General features: G+C 71.1%; 11 protein-coding genes and 2 tRNA genes. 11 read left to right on the top strand and 2 right to left on the bottom strand.

What is annotated here, in order from left to right; all coding sequences use genetic code 11:
- Positions 1 to 73 precede the first annotated feature (73 nt).
- The 8 genes from OGH68_RS11710 (at position 74) to OGH68_RS11675 (ending at position 5,078) form a co-directional block, all read left to right on the top strand.
- Positions 74 to 235, top strand: coding sequence for a hypothetical protein (locus OGH68_RS11710; RefSeq protein ID WP_264243322.1), 162 nt, complete (start codon positions 74 to 76; stop codon positions 233 to 235).
- Between the two features lie 38 nt (positions 236 to 273).
- On the top strand, positions 274 to 909 hold the full coding sequence (nadD, locus tag OGH68_RS11705) for a nicotinate-nucleotide adenylyltransferase (RefSeq protein WP_264243321.1): 636 nt from the start codon (positions 274 to 276) through the stop codon (positions 907 to 909).
- A 19-nt stretch (positions 910 to 928) separates the two neighbouring features.
- Complete coding sequence (locus tag OGH68_RS11700) at positions 929 to 2,731, top strand: LCP family protein (protein ID WP_264243320.1); 1,803 nt, start codon at positions 929 to 931, stop codon at positions 2,729 to 2,731.
- Between the two features lie 95 nt (positions 2,732 to 2,826).
- Positions 2,827 to 3,261, top strand: a complete 435-nt coding sequence (gene rsfS, locus OGH68_RS11695) for a ribosome silencing factor (RefSeq protein ID WP_264250028.1) — start codon at positions 2,827 to 2,829, stop codon at positions 3,259 to 3,261.
- Complete coding sequence (locus OGH68_RS11690; protein WP_413471104.1) at positions 3,258 to 3,935, top strand: histidine phosphatase family protein; 678 nt, start codon at positions 3,258 to 3,260, stop codon at positions 3,933 to 3,935. Before rsfS ends, OGH68_RS11690 begins: the two co-directional genes overlap by 4 nt.
- Positions 3,936 to 4,193: 258 nt before the next feature.
- Positions 4,194 to 4,266 (top strand) — tRNA-Ala (locus tag OGH68_RS11685).
- 410 nt (positions 4,267 to 4,676) lie between these two features.
- Entirely contained in the window at positions 4,677 to 4,850 is a 174-nt protein-coding gene (locus OGH68_RS11680) for a hypothetical protein (protein ID WP_264250025.1), read from the top strand.
- A 155-nt stretch (positions 4,851 to 5,005) separates the two neighbouring features.
- Positions 5,006 to 5,078: transfer RNA gene (locus OGH68_RS11675), tRNA-Ala, on the top strand.
- Between the two features lie 63 nt (positions 5,079 to 5,141).
- Here the strand turns inward: OGH68_RS11675 and OGH68_RS11670 are convergent.
- Both OGH68_RS11670 and OGH68_RS11665 read right to left on the bottom strand, forming a co-directional pair.
- Positions 5,142 to 6,737 carry an NADH-quinone oxidoreductase subunit NuoF family protein gene (locus OGH68_RS11670; RefSeq protein ID WP_264243319.1) on the bottom strand — a complete coding sequence of 532 codons (1,596 nt, stop codon included), beginning with the start codon at positions 6,735 to 6,737 and terminating at the stop codon, positions 5,142 to 5,144.
- Positions 6,734 to 8,272: a hypothetical protein gene (locus OGH68_RS11665; RefSeq protein WP_264243318.1), complete on the bottom strand. Its 1,539-nt coding sequence runs from the start codon at positions 8,270 to 8,272 to the stop codon at positions 6,734 to 6,736. Before OGH68_RS11665 ends, OGH68_RS11670 begins: the two co-directional genes overlap by 4 nt.
- A 541-nt stretch (positions 8,273 to 8,813) precedes the next feature.
- Between OGH68_RS11665 and leuS the strand changes: the two genes are divergently transcribed.
- The 3 genes from leuS to OGH68_RS11650 all read left to right on the top strand — a co-directional run bounded on the left by leuS (position 8,814) and on the right by OGH68_RS11650 (position 13,615).
- Positions 8,814 to 11,666, top strand: a complete 2,853-nt coding sequence (leuS, locus tag OGH68_RS11660) for a leucine--tRNA ligase (RefSeq protein ID WP_264243317.1) — start codon at positions 8,814 to 8,816, stop codon at positions 11,664 to 11,666.
- Positions 11,667 to 11,790: 124 nt separating this feature from the next.
- Positions 11,791 to 12,558: a hypothetical protein gene (locus tag OGH68_RS11655; RefSeq protein WP_264250024.1), complete on the top strand. Its 768-nt coding sequence runs from the start codon at positions 11,791 to 11,793 to the stop codon at positions 12,556 to 12,558.
- A 211-nt stretch (positions 12,559 to 12,769) separates the two neighbouring features.
- Complete coding sequence (locus OGH68_RS11650; RefSeq protein ID WP_264243316.1) at positions 12,770 to 13,615, top strand: DegV family protein; 846 nt, start codon at positions 12,770 to 12,772, stop codon at positions 13,613 to 13,615.
- Positions 13,616 to 14,241: the final 626 nt, after the last annotated feature.

The raw sequence follows: 14,241 nt of genomic DNA, 5'->3' as shown, positions 1-14,241 counted from the left end.
CGTGCCCGGACGGCCCGCATACGATGTGCGCGAAGTCTCCGCTCCCGTTCCCGATCGATAGGTTCTGTTGAAGATGAGCCTCACCGGCACCGCCGCCAACCTGGTCACTCTCGCCGAAGGCGCCGAGCACGGCGGCAACCACGCAAGCCTCAACCCGTACGTCACTGGCATCGGCGCCTTCGTCGCGCTGATGCTGCTGCTGTGGATCACCACCCGCTTCAACCGCGACCGCTGAGCCGTGGCCGGCGCCCGGTGCCAGTAGGCTCTGCACGCATGGGAGAGCAGATAGCGGCCGCGGGCTCCGGCACCGGCTCCGGTGCGGGCAAGCGCCGACTCGGCGTGATGGGCGGGACATTCGACCCGATCCACCACGGACACCTGGTGGCCGCCAGCGAGGTGGCCGCCCTCTTCCACCTCGACGAGGTGGTGTTCGTACCGACCGGGCAGCCGTGGCAGAAGAGCCACAAGAACGTGTCCCCGGCCGAGGACCGCTATCTGATGACGGTCATCGCCACGGCGTCGAACCCGCAGTTCTCGGTGAGCCGGATCGACATCGACCGCGGCGGCCCGACGTACACGATCGACACGCTGCGGGACCTGCATGCCCTCAACGAGGACTCGGACCTGTACTTCATCACGGGGGCCGACGCGCTTTCCCAGATCCTCGGCTGGCGGAACGCCGAGGAACTGTTCTCACTCGCCCACTTCATCGGGGTGACCCGGCCGGGCCATGACCTGACGGACGACGGGCTGCCCGAGGGCGGGGTCTCCCTGGTGGAGGTGCCGGCTCTGGCGATCTCGTCGACCGACTGCCGGAAGCGGGTCGCCCAGGGGGACCCGGTCTGGTACCTGGTGCCGGACGGTGTGGTGCGCTACATCGACAAGCGCCAGCTGTACCGCGGCGACTGAGCCGCGGAGAGGGGCACCGTTGAACGACCAGCAGAATCCGTACGACCCGTACTACCAGCCGCAGATCGTCGGCTACGACGAGTACGGGCAGCCGGTCTATCAGCAGCCCCAGCAGTACGACCCCTACGCACAGCAGCAGGACGGCCACACTCAGCAGCACGGCGGCCAGGCCCCGCAGGGCCACGACCTCGGGCAGGGGCATGCCGCCGACCAGGGCTACGGCGGGGAACAGGGCTACGTCGGGGAACAGGGATACGGCGCGCAGCCGGGATACGGCCGGCCGGACGGGTACGGCTACGACCAGTACGCGCCCCAGCAGCCGGCCGGGCAGTACGACCCGTACGGCAGCCAGGCCGGTTACGGCTACGACACCGGGACCCAGCCCGCCGTCGACACCACCGGGCAGTGGAACATCCCGCAGCAGCAGTCCGCGCAGCCCCCGCAGCAGCACCACCAGGAGCAGCAGCCCCCGCAGGCTCCGCGGCGTCCCGCCCCGGCGGCGGCTGCCGAGCCGACCGCGGTGCCGGGGCAGCGCCGGCCGGAGAGCGGCACGGAACGCCCCTACCGGACCGAGCAGTTCTCGTTCATCGAGGAGCCCGACGAGGACTCTGAAGACGTCATCGACTGGCTGAAGTTCACCGAGAGCCGCTCGGAGCGGCGCGAGGAGGCCAAACGCCGCGGTCGTCACCGCGTCGTCGCCCTCCTGGTCACGCTCGCGCTCGTGCTCGTCGGCGGCGTCGGTTACCTCTGGTACGCCGGCAAGCTGCCCGGTCTGTCCAGCTCCGACACCAAGAGCGGCACGGCGGCCGGACCGCAGAAGCGCGACGTCATCGTGGTGCATCTGCACAACACCAAGAAGGAGGGCACCTCCACCGCCCTTCTCGTCGACAACGCCACCACCGGGCAGGGCACCACGGTCCTGCTCCCCAACACCCTCTCCGTCGCCAACGACGACGGCACGGCCACCACCCTCGGGAAGTCCGTCGAGGACGACGGATCCACCGGTACGCGGGAGGCCATCGGCACCCTGTTCGGTGCGAAGATCTCCGGCACCTGGCGGCTCGACACGCCCTTCCTGGAGAACCTCGTCGAGCTGGTGGGAACGATCGACCTGACCACCGACACCGAGGTGCCCGGCGAGAAGAAGGGCGACCCGCCGCTGGTGAAGAAGGGGGAGAACCAGACCCTCAACGGGCGGGCGGCCGTCGCCTACGCCACCCACCTCGGGCCCGACGAGGCCGGGGAGAAGCAGTTGATGCGCTTCGGTCAGGTCATGCAGGGCGTGCTCAAGAAGCTCCCTGACGACCCGAAGTCGGCGACGGTCGTCGTCGAGACACTCGGGCAGATCCTCGACCCCTCGCTGAAGGAACGGGACCTCGGCGCCTCCCTCGCCAAGCTCGCCGAGCGTGCCAAAGGCGGCGACTACCGGACCGCGGTACTGCCCGTCCAGCAGGACGGCACGCTCAGTGACCAGGCCGTGAACAGTGTGGTCAAGGACGTCCTGGGCGGCTCCGTCAGCGCGCCCGAGCCCGGCGACACGCTCCGCGTGGGCATCAGGAACGGCAGCGGGGACGAGGACGCCCTGGAGAAGGCCCGGGTCACCCTGATCAACGGCGGCTACAGCGTCGTGAGCGGCGGCACGGCCGATTCCGTCGACGCCTCGCAGATCATCTACAGCGACGACGCGCAGAAGGCGAAGGCGCAGGAGGTCGCCAAGACGCTCGGACTGCCGGCCGGTGCGGTGCAGAAGGGCAAGGCCGCCAGCAACGCCGACATCTCGGTCGTACTCGGACCCGATTTCAAGACCGAGGACCCGCAGTGACCGGGCGGTGGCAGCGCCACGAGTAAAGGCTGCGTGGAGTGTCGGCGGTCCGTGAGACCCTTGAAGAGTTCTTGACCGCCGACGAAAGCCTGCTTGTGACCGCCACGGATCGCTCCATCGAGCTCGTCAACGCCGCCGCTCAGGCGGCCGCCGACCGGCTCGCGCACGACATCATCGCGTACGACGTCAGTGATGTGCTCTCCATCACCGATGCCTTCCTGCTCGCCTCCGCGCCCAACGACCGCCAGGTCAAGTCGATCGTCGACGAGATCGAGGAGCGGCTGAACAAGCAGCTCGGCGCCAAGCCGGTGCGCCGCGAGGGGGACCGCGACGCCCGCTGGATCCTGCTCGACTACGTGGACATCGTGGTGCACGTGCAGCACAGCGAGGAGCGTGTCTTCTACGCCCTCGAGCGGCTCTGGAAGGACTGCCCCGAGCTCACGCTCCCGGAGGACGCGCAGAAGACCCGCGGCAAGGCGGAGGAGCACGCGAAGCTCACCGGCGGTGACACGGAAGGGGAGCAGCGCTGAACGGCATCGCCACCGGCGCCGGGACGGGCAGGCGGCCGGCCCGTGGCCGGCGCATCGTCCTGTGGCGCCACGGCCAGACCGCGTGGAATCTGGAGCGCCGCTTCCAGGGCTCCACGGACATCGAGCTGACCGAGGCCGGTCGCGCCCAGGCGCGCCGTGCCGCCCGGCTGCTCGCCTCGCTGAACCCGGACGCGATCGTCGCGTCCGACCTGAAGCGCGCGGCGGCGACGGCGGGCGAGCTGGCCGCCGTCACCGGCATCGACGTCTCGTACGACGCCGCCCTGCGCGAGACCTACGCGGGCGCCTGGCAGGGGCTGACCCACGAGGAGATCGTCGAGCGGTACGGCGAGCAGTACGCGGCCTGGAAGCGCGGTGAGCCGGTCCGGCGCGGCGGCGGGGAGCTCGAGACCGAGGTCGCCGACCGGGCCGCTCCCGTGGTGCTGCACCACGCCGAGAAGCTGCCGGACGACGGCACGCTCGTCGTCGTCAGCCACGGTGGCACCATCCGCACCACCATCGGCCGGCTGCTGGGTCTCGAGGCGCACCACTGGGAGAGCCTCGGCGGCCTCACCAACTGCTGCTGGTCGGTCGTGGGCGAAGGGGCGCGGGGCTGGCGCCTGCTCGAGCACAACGCCGGAACCCTCCCGGAGCCGGTCCTCGGCGACGACACCTGAGCCGAGCCGGGCCGGGTCTGTGGCGACGCCTGACCCGAGCCGGGGCTTCGCGGCGACGACGCCTGAGCCGAGCCGGGTCTGTGGCGCCGGCACCCTCCCGGACGGAGCCGGTCCCCGGCGACGGCACGCCGGCGGAGCGCGTCCCCGGGGACACGAGGGCGGAGCCGGCGGGAAGGGGCCCCGGACCCGGATTTCACTTTCCGGCAGGTCGCAGGCTAGAGTTCTTCTTGTTCGCAGCGCGGAGCGCGAAGAACACGCGGGGCTATAGCTCAGTTGGTAGAGCGCCTGCATGGCATGCAGGAGGTCAGGAGTTCAATTCTCCTTAGCTCCACAAACCGGATCCCGTCCCCTTCGAGGGGGCGGGATTCTTCGTACTCCCCCGGGACGGCCCGCCCCCGCGGTGCCGTGGCCGATCTCGTGCGCGAACGCCGCTGACCGCTGTGCGCGGTCATGGCAGAATCGGACGGCCGGAGGGGACACCGGCGGTACGGGAGGGAGCGCACGATGTCCGCCAGCGGCGAGGAAGCCGGGGAGGCTGCCGATGACCTGCTTGCCACGGCGGAGGCCGGTGCGCGCCTCAGCTGTCCTTCCTGCGGTTCTGCCCATGTCGCCCAGGTCCTCGGGGACAACGGCGGCGTTTCCTACGTGTGCACGGCCTGCGGCCACAGCTGGAGCTGAGTGATGGGTGCCCACAGGCGGAAATGCGACTGGTGCGGCAGCGGTACGCCGATCGTCCGGGACATGGACCCGGTCAATCCCGAGTTCCAGTACTGGTGCGAGGAGTGCGCGCGGGCGCTGATCATAAAAGGCGACCCGATCGAGACGTACCGCGAGCTCGAGGGGGAGCCGATCTACGGCCGGCTTCTCGACGAGCACTGCACACTCAAACGTTTCTACTCGTTCGCAACCGCCTGACGGCCCGTCCGGCGACCGGCGCCGCCCGGCCGGCGAAGGGGTCCTGCGAGGCGGTGCGTGGGGGCGGGGAAACGATTTGGAGATGCGGCGGCGGGCGCGTTAATGTTCTCTACGTCGCCGCGGGGGAGACCCGGAAACGGGGCGGCACACAACAAGGGGCTATAGCTCAGTTGGTAGAGCGCCTGCATGGCATGCAGGAGGTCAGGAGTTCAATTCTCCTTAGCTCCACAGAAGACAGTGAAGCGGGCCACCCGGATCGGGTGGCCCGCTTCACTTTTGGCGTGCCTGACGTCAACCGCGGCCGCTGCCCAGGGCCTTGCGGCTGCTGCCCGGCAGCGCGGGGCGCGCCGGCGGCGGCGTCGGGCCCGGCGAGGCGACCTGCTCGATCCGCATCGCGAGCGCGGGGCAGCGGCGCACGGCCCGCTGCGCGCGTCCCTGCATGTGCACGGGAACCATCGCGTCGGCCACCGACGGGTAGCCGTCGGGGTTGAGCCGAATGAGTTCCGGGATGATGTCCGCGCACAGCCCGTGGCCCTGACAGAGCGTCCAGTCGACGAAGATCTTCTCGCCGCTCGGGATCGACTCCTCGGCCTCCTCGTAACCGGGCAGCGGCAGCGGCAGTACACCCGTCGTGTCGCGCCCGCAGCCGCCGTGCAGAACATGCGCGGCGAGGTCGTCGGTGAACGCGGACAGCGTCGACGCGAAGAAGCGGGCGGAGCCGTCCGGGTGCTTGCACGCGCCACGGCCCTTGACCGCCTGGGTGACCTCGCGCAGCGCCTCAAGAGCCGCGGGCCCGCCGCCGTTCATCACATCGGCCAGTCCGCCGGCCGCGGCGGGCAGACCGAGCTTGCAGGGGCCGCACTGGCCGGCGGTCTCCGCGGCCAGCCAGTTCGCCACTCGCAGCGCCTCGCCCAGCGGACAGGTCTCCGGACCGATCGGCAGGATCGCACCGGCTCCCAGCGCACCGCCCACGGAGGCCAGGGACTCCTTGGACACCACCGCTTCGTGGACGGCGGCCGCGTCGATCCAGTTGCCGTGGTAGCCGCCCGTCAGCACGCCCTGCGGCTCGGGCGGCGCGCCCGCCAACTGGAGCACGTACCGCAGCGGTACGCCGGTCGGGACCTCGACGACCATCGGGCGGGCGACCGCCCCGGAGATCGTCAGCATGACCGTGCCCGGCTCGGAGTCGAGGCCCGTGTGGCTGTAGCGGCGGGCGCCGATCCGGGCGGCGACGGCGAGCTGGGCGAACGTCTCCGCGTTGGACAGCAGCGTCGGAGCTCCGCCGACCCCGGTCTCAGCGGCGCGCACCCGGCGGCCGGGCGGCAGGGCCGGACCGCCGTTGACGGCCCGGATGACCGAGGACGCCTCGCCGGAGACCATGCGCTCCGGGGTGCGGACCACCCTGGCCCGCATGGCCTGGCCGCGACGGTCTGAGAGACCGCGCTCGGCGAGCGCGGCACGCATGGAGATCTCGGTGGAGTTGCGGGTGACCGCGACCACGAGCGTCCGTGCGCCGAGCGCCTCCGCGGCGAGCAGCGCGCCGTCGAGGATCAGATGCGGTGCGCGGTTGAGCAGCACCGTGTCCTTGCGGCAGGCGGGTTCACCCTCGCTGCCGTTGACGACGACCACCGGCCGTATGCCGCGCCCGATGGCGGACTTGGCGACGGCCCGCAGCTTCTTGCCGAAGGGGAAACCCGCGCCGCCTCGGCCGGTGAGGGATATGTCCTCCGCGAGCTGTGCCAGCCGTTCGCCGCTCACGGGTTCCAGCGGTCCGTGCACCTTCAGGTGCATGGGGAGGTCGAGGCGTTCGACCAGGTCGAAACCCTGCGTCAGCTGGGGAAGGCCGACGACGCGGACCTCGGGGACGTCGGGGAGGGGCGCGTTCACGGTCGTTCTCCTGCTGGTGCGTGCCAGGGCTCTCCGGCCGGGGGCTGGAAGAGCGGGCCGGGCAGTGGTGCTGTCTCTTCGTACGCGGGGACGGCGCCCGTGCCGTACGGGGACCGGTCGTCGTAAGGGGCCAGGGGGTCGGTCGGTGAGGTGTCGTAGGCGGTGTCGTAGGCCGTGGAGGGACCGGGGGCGCCTGGGGCGCCGGCGGCGTCGTATACGGAGCTGTCGTACGCGGGGACGCCTCCCGTGTCGTACGCGGAGACGCCGCCGGTGTCGTACGGAGGGACCGTGCCGGTGTCGTAGTCGTAGGGGGAGGGCGGCGCGGTGTACGGCTCCGCAGGCGTGTCGTACGAGGGGGCGGCGTCGAAGAGCGGCGGGGGAGGGGTGCCGTAGAGCGGCGCCGCCGGGTCGGGCCGTACGGACTGCGCCGGCGGTGGAGGCGAAGGCGTCGGCCAGCTGCCCGCCCGCGGTCCCGTCTCCGGCACCACGGGTATCTCCTCGGTCATCGGCACGCGCTCGGCGAGCGGGGGCGTCGACTCGCCGGCCAGCTTGACGGCGCGGTAGGCGGCGGCCATGCCGGTGCCTCGGCCGCCGGTGGCGGCGCCGCTGTCCGGCACGACGGCCGGCTCGTCCTCCTGCGGCCGGGGTGCCTCGTAGAGCTGCGGGGAAGGGGCGGTGAGCCTCGGGGGCTGGGCGCGGGCCCGGCCGAGGGGCGTCGGGAAGTCCTGCTCGTACGGGCGCTGCGACGGGACGCCGTTCGCGCCGCCGGTCATGCGCTCCATACGGTCCATGCGGTCCATGCCTGCGGGTACGGCCGGGCGGCCCGTCCCGTTCATCGCACTGGTGCCCGGGAGCGGTGCGGTGGTGAGGTCACGCCTGGCCTGCTCGTCCGCGGCCGCGGGCCCGTCGGCTCCGTCACCGCCGGTCAGCTGCATGATCCGTGCTGCGATCCGTCGCTGCACCGGGCGTGGCATCAGGCGGACGGAGAGCGCGGCGGCGACTCCAGCGAGGGCCAGGCAGTACATGGTCACGACCCAGGTCGCGGCCGGCCGACCGGTGTAGAGGCCGTGGACCAGGGCGAAGCACCAGGCCGGGTACGCCAGCATGTGGAGCGGCCGCCAGCGGCCGGCGACCTTGATGTTGCCGGCCAGGGCACTGCGGAGGGCACCGGTCGTGCCGGCGACCACCATCAGGAACCCGGCCAGTGAGCCGAAGCCGATCAGCGCCTCCGTGCCGGTGACGCCCAGTCCGAAGGGGATCAGTGCTCCGAGCAGCGACACGTGCCCGAGTGACACCTTCACCGTGGCATGCAGGAGGAGGAAGCCGAGGGAGGCGATGGCGGTCGCCCGGTGGATGGCCTGGGCGAGCAGACGGTGGCGCGGGAAGAGCAGCAGTCGGTCGGTGGCGATGAGGCCCCACGCGACGGACGCGGTGAGTGACACCAGGGAGAGGACCCCGGTGGTGAAGTCGAGCGTGGCGCGGAAACTGTCGCTTCCTCCGACGGCGATCAGGGGTATGAGCACCAACGCGGCCATGGAAACGCCGCCTTGCACCTGGCGGCTGACTCCGCGGTCCGGACCGGACGGCAAACGCATCTTGAGACGAGGGTTCATGGGGCGACTCCGAATGGTGCGGGAAGGCTGTCCCGTTGACGCACTCTAGGTCGACCCATACCAAGCAGTACGGGCTTTCGAGGTTTATAGCGGTGAAGTGAGCGCAACTGACTCAGGGGTTGCCCTGGAAGGGGTCGATACGCGGAGTAACCCGTAAGGCTTGATCACCCGAGGCGGCCGAATCACGTCACCACGGCGCCGGTGATCGGCCCGGAGCCGTCCAAGGCAGTCGCAAAGCGGTCCCGCGGGGACACTCATGCGGTCTGTTCCTCCGCTGCGGTACCCTGACGCCATGCGTGCCGTACGCCTTCTGCTTAGCGAGCCGCGCTGATCAGTCCCGACGGATGAGAAATCCGGTCGGAATCGGCGCGGCGTCCCCTCCTGTGCGAGGGGATTTTTCATTTCCCCTGGTACGTGAATCGGCTGGCAGTCGGCGAAGACGATCGATGGAGCTTTAAGGATCATGAGCGAGATGAACTCGGCTGCCGAGGCAGCAGCCCCGCATCGTTACACGGCCGCCATGGCGGCCGACATCGAGGCACGCTGGCAGGACTTCTGGGACGCGGAGGGCACCTATGAGGCGCCCAACCCGAGCGGGGACCTGGCGGGGGACCCCGCCCAGGTCGCGAAGCCCAAGAAGTTCATCATGGACATGTTCCCGTACCCCTCGGGTGCGGGACTGCACGTCGGTCACCCCCTGGGGTACATCGCGACCGACGTCTTCGCCCGTCACCAGCGCATGAGCGGGCACAACGTCCTGCACACCCTGGGCTTCGACGCCTTCGGCCTGCCGGCCGAGCAGTACGCCGTGCAGACCGGCACGCACCCGCGTGTGTCGACCGAGGCGAACATCGGGAACATGAAGGCGCAGCTGCGCCGGCTGGGCCTGGGCCACGACAACCGCAGGTCGTTCGCGACGATCGACCCGGACTACTACAAGTGGACCCAGTGGATCTTCCTGCAGATCTTCAACTCCTGGTACGACGACGAGGCCAGGAAGGCCCGCCCGATCGACGAGCTGGTCGCACAGTTCGAGAGCGGGTCCCGCGAGGTGCCCGGCGACCGCGCCTGGAGCGAGCTGAACGCCGTCGAGCGCGCCGGCGTCCTGGGCGAGTACCGCCTGGCGTACGCCTCCGACGCGCCCGTCAACTGGTGCCCCGGCCTGGGCACCGTCCTGGCCAATGAGGAGGTGACCTCCGACGGCCGCTCCGAGCGGGGCAACTTCCCCGTCTTCAAGGCCAAGCTGCGCCAGTGGAACATGCGCATCACCGCCTACGCCGACCGGCTGCTGGACGACCTGGACGCGCTGGACTGGCCCGAGGCCATCAAGCTGCAGCAGCGCAACTGGATCGGCCGCTCCGAGGGCGCCCGCGTCGACTTCTCGGTCGACGGTCACGACGGCGCGCGGATCACCGTCTTCACCACCCGGCCCGACACCCTGTTCGGCGCCACGTACATGGTGCTGGCGCCCGAGCACGGCCTGATCGACTCCATCGTCCCGGCCGAGTGGCCCGAGGGCGTCAAGGAGGCATGGACCGGCGGCGCCGCGACCCCCGCGGAGGCTGTCGCCGCCTACCGCAAGCAGGCCCAGACGAAGAGCGACGTCGAGCGGCAGACCGAGCACAAGGACAAGACCGGGGTCTTCACCGGCTCGTACGCCCTGAACCCGGTCACCGGCGAGCGGATCCCGGTCTTCGTCGCCGACTACGTCCTGATGGGCTACGGCACCGGCGCCATCATGGCCGTCCCCGGACAGGACGAGCGTGACTGGGAGTTCGCGGAGGCCTTCGAACTGCCCATCGTCCGCACCGTGCAGCCGCCGGAGGGCTGGGAGGGCGAGGCGTTCACCGGTCAGGGCCCCGCCATCAACTCCGCCAACGACGAGATCTCCCTGAACGGGCTGGACGTCGACGAGGCCAAGGCCAGGATCACCGCCTGGCTGACGGACAGGGGCATCGGCGAGGGCACGGTCAACTTCCGGCTGCGCGACTGGCTGTTCAGCCGCCAGCGCTACTGGGGCGAGCCCTTCCCGATCGTCTACGACGAGGACGGCGTCGCGCACGCGCTGCCCGAGTCGATGCTGCCGCTGGAGCTGCCGGAGGTCGACGACTACTCGCCGCGCACCTTCGACCCCGACGACGCGGACACCCAGCCCGAGACGCCGCTGTCCCGCAACGAGGACTGGGTCAACGTCGAGCTGGACCTGGGCGACGGCCCGAAGCGCTACCGCCGCGAGACCAACACCATGCCCAACTGGGCCGGTTCGTGCTGGTACGAGCTGCGCTACCTGGACCCGCACAACAACGAGCAGCTGGTCGCCCCGGACATCGAGCAGTACTGGATGGGGCCGCGCGAGGGACAGCCGCACGGCGGCGTCGACCTGTACGTCGGCGGCGCCGAGCACGCCGTGCTGCACCTGCTGTACGCCCGCTTCTGGTCCAAGGTGCTGTTCGACCTGGGGCACGTCTCCTCCGTGGAGCCGTTCCACAAGCTGTACAACCAGGGCATGATCCAGGCGTACGTCTACCGGGACGAGCGCGGCTTCCCGGTCGCCGCCGCCGAGGTGGAGGAGCGTGACGGGAAGTTCTTCTTCGAGGGCGAGCAGGTCAGGCGCGAGCTGGGCAAGATGGGCAAGTCCCTGAAGAACGCCGTCACCCCGGACGAGATCTGCGCCGAGTACGGGGCGGACACCCTGCGTCTGTACGAGATGGCGATGGGCCCCCTGGACGTCTCCCGGCCGTGGGACACCCGCGCCGTCGTCGGCCAGTACCGGCTGCTGCAGCGGCTGTGGCGCAACGTCGTCGACGAGGCGACCGGCGAGGTCACGGTCGTCGACACCGAGCCGGACGAGGCCACGCTGCGCGCTCTGCACAAGGCGATCGACGGCGTCTCCCAGGACATGGCGGCGATGCGCTTCAACACCGCCATCGCCAAGATCACCGAGCTGAACAACCACCTGACGAAGACGGGCGGCCCGGTGCCGCGGCCCGTGGCCGAGCGCCTGGTGCTGCTTGTGGCGCCGCTGGCCCCGCACATCGCCGAGGAGCTGTGGCGCAGGCTGGGCCACACCGAGTCGGTCGTCCACCAGGACTTCCCGGTCGCCGACCCGGCGTACGTGGTGGACGAGAGCGTCACCTGCGTCGTGCAGATCAAGGGCAAGGTCAAGGCCCGCCTGGAGGTCGCCCCGTCCATCACGGACGAGGAGCTGGAGGCGCTGGCGCTGGGGGCCGAGGCCGTTGTCGCAGCTCTGGGCGGCGCGGGGATCCGCAAGGTGATCGTGCGGGCTCCGAAACTGGTCAACATCGTGCCCGCGTAACAAAGAAAGCGGCCGGAGGGTTTTCCCCTACGGGCAGGTTGGGGGTTCCATCGGAACCTACGGCCTGCCCGTTCCGTTTACGGTGGAAGGACACAGACGACGCCGGAGGGCGCACATGGAAGCCGTGGAAGCCGTGGTCACGATTCTCGCGGTGCTGTTCTTCGCGTTCGTGGCGCTGGGGGTGTACGTGGGTGTGAAGGCCGTGCGAGCCGCGAAGCGCGGGGTCGAGCGCACCGTCACCCAGGCGCGGCGCACGGTCGAGGAGACCGCACTGCGCGCCAAGAGCTACGGGCAGACAGGCGTCGCCGGCGAGCTCGCCCAGCTGCGGCTGAAGCTGCGTACGTCGATGCGGGCGACCCAGGACACGCTGAACGCCGGGGTGGCGGAGGATGCCTCGCTCTCCGAGTCGCTGGCCCTCTTCCAGCGGCTCAGCGCCCACGGCCGCGAGCTGGACGACGAGCTCAGGCGTCTTGAGCGCGAGCCGGACCGGGCCATGCTCTCCTCGCTGATGCCCGGTCTGCGCGAGCGTACGGAACGGATCACGCACTCCGCGGAGTCGCTGCGCTGGGCGGCACGGGACAGGGCGCAGAAGTTCGCCGAGGGCGACCTGGACGCGCTGAGCGCCCAGATCGACATGGAGGCGGGGGCGCTGCGGCACTGGTCGAACACGGACAGCTCGACCGACGTGGGCGATGCGGCGCATACGAGCGACGCGACCGACGCGACCGACAGGGGCAATGCGGGTACCGGTACCGCGTCATGGCCGACGGCGTCGGCGCCGGACTCGGAGGCGGGGGCACCGGGGCGGCAGCAGGCGATCACCGCTCGGGACCCGCGGCAGCCGACGGCCTACCCGTGGCAGAAGGCCGCCCGGCCGGAAACCACGAACTGACGCGGCGCGGGCCGGCGGAGTCTTTGCACAGCACGGGGCGGCATGGACAGCGCGCGGGCGGTAGGGCCTGCCCTGCGCCGCATCGCGTGGGGGCGGCGTCCGGCTGCGCTGCGCGGCTTCCTGTGGATGCAAGGTCGGGCTGCTGTACGGAGATCGTGTGGGGGCAGGGCCGGGCTGCCGTACGGCGTCGCCTGCGGGTAACCTCCCGCTCATGTCCCGCCATGTCGCGATCGTCACCGATTCAACGGCCTACTTGCCGCCACCGGCGATGGAGCGACACTCCATCACCGCCGTGCCGCTCACCGTCGTGCTCGGTGACCAGGCGCTGGAGGAGGGCACCGAGATCTCGGCCCGCTCGCTCGCGACCGCCCTGCAGAAGCGGCACTCGGTGACCACGTCCCGGCCCGGCCCGGAAATGTTCAGCCGGGCCTACCGCGCCGCCGCCGACGCCGGAGCCACGGGAATCGTCTCGCTGCACCTCTCCGCCGAACTGTCGGGAACCTACGACGCGGCCGTGCTGGCCGCCAAGGACGCCCCCGTGCCGGTGCGCGTCGTCGACACCGGAATGATCGCCATGGCCCTGGGGTTCTGCGCGCTCGCGGCCGCGGAGGTGTCGGAGACGGGCGGCTCGCTGGACGAGGCGGTGGCCGCGGCGGAGAAGCGGGCGGAGGGCACGTCCGCGTACTTCTACGTCGACACACTCGACTACCTGCGCCGCGGGGGCCGCATCGGTGCCGCACAGGCGCTGCTCGGCTCCGCGCTCGCCGTGAAGCCCCTGCTCCAACTGGCCGAGGGCCGCATCGACATGCTGGAACGCGTGCGTACGGCGTCGCGAGCCATCGCCCGGCTCGAGGAGATCGCCGCCGAACGCGCCGGCACGGCTCCGGTCGACATCGCGGTCCACCACCTGGCGGCTCCGGAGCGGGCAGCGGCACTTGCGGACCGGCTGCGCGCACGGGTGACGGGACTGGCCGACCTGCACGTCAGCGAGGTCGGCGCGGTGATCGGGGCGCACACCGGCCCGGGGCTGCTGGGGGTCGTGGTATCCGCGCGCTGAGGAGAGCGGCGCTGTGCCCACTCACCCGTCAGGGTGGCCGAGTTGTCCACAACGGGGCGGTTCTCCACTGGAATCGGGCGCCCTCGGCAGGTTCTGGCACTTGTGCCTACCGTCCTGTGTCATGGCTCTTCGATCACGTTCCGCAACCAGTGGCCCGGGCCGCGCCCCGGCCTCCGACAGCCGTGTTCGCCACGGACACGGGCACGCCCGTGTCCGCCGGCAGGGACCCGTGTACGGACCCGTGTACGGACCCGCGTACGGGTCCCTGCACGGGCCGGGGCGTGGGGCGGGTCAAGGACCGGCTCACGGGCCGCCGCACGGGCCGCCGCATGGGGTGGTGCAAGGCGTCGGTGAAGGGGGCCGTCCCGGTCGCGGTGCCGGTGTGGACGCGCCTCGCTCGCGGCCCCTGCGTCTGCGCGGCGGACGCGCACAGGCGGCGGAGACAGCCGCCTCGCGCCGACGGGCGGACGCCCTGTTCGGGGCCTTGCCCCGGGCCGCGAGCGAGGAGGCAGCGGGTGCGCCGCCCGGACCGCCTGCGCCGTTCCCACCGCCACCCGCATCTGTTCCTGTACCTGTACCACCGTCCGGGCCGCGCCCGGGTCCGCTTCCGACGCCTGGCCCCGCCC

Source organism: Streptomyces peucetius (assembly GCF_025854275.1).
GTDB classification, from domain to species: Bacteria; Actinomycetota; Actinomycetes; order Streptomycetales; family Streptomycetaceae; genus Streptomyces; species Streptomyces peucetius_A.
The sequence above is the reverse complement of the archived record's forward strand: the minus strand, read 5'-3'. Positions and strand labels throughout refer to the sequence as shown.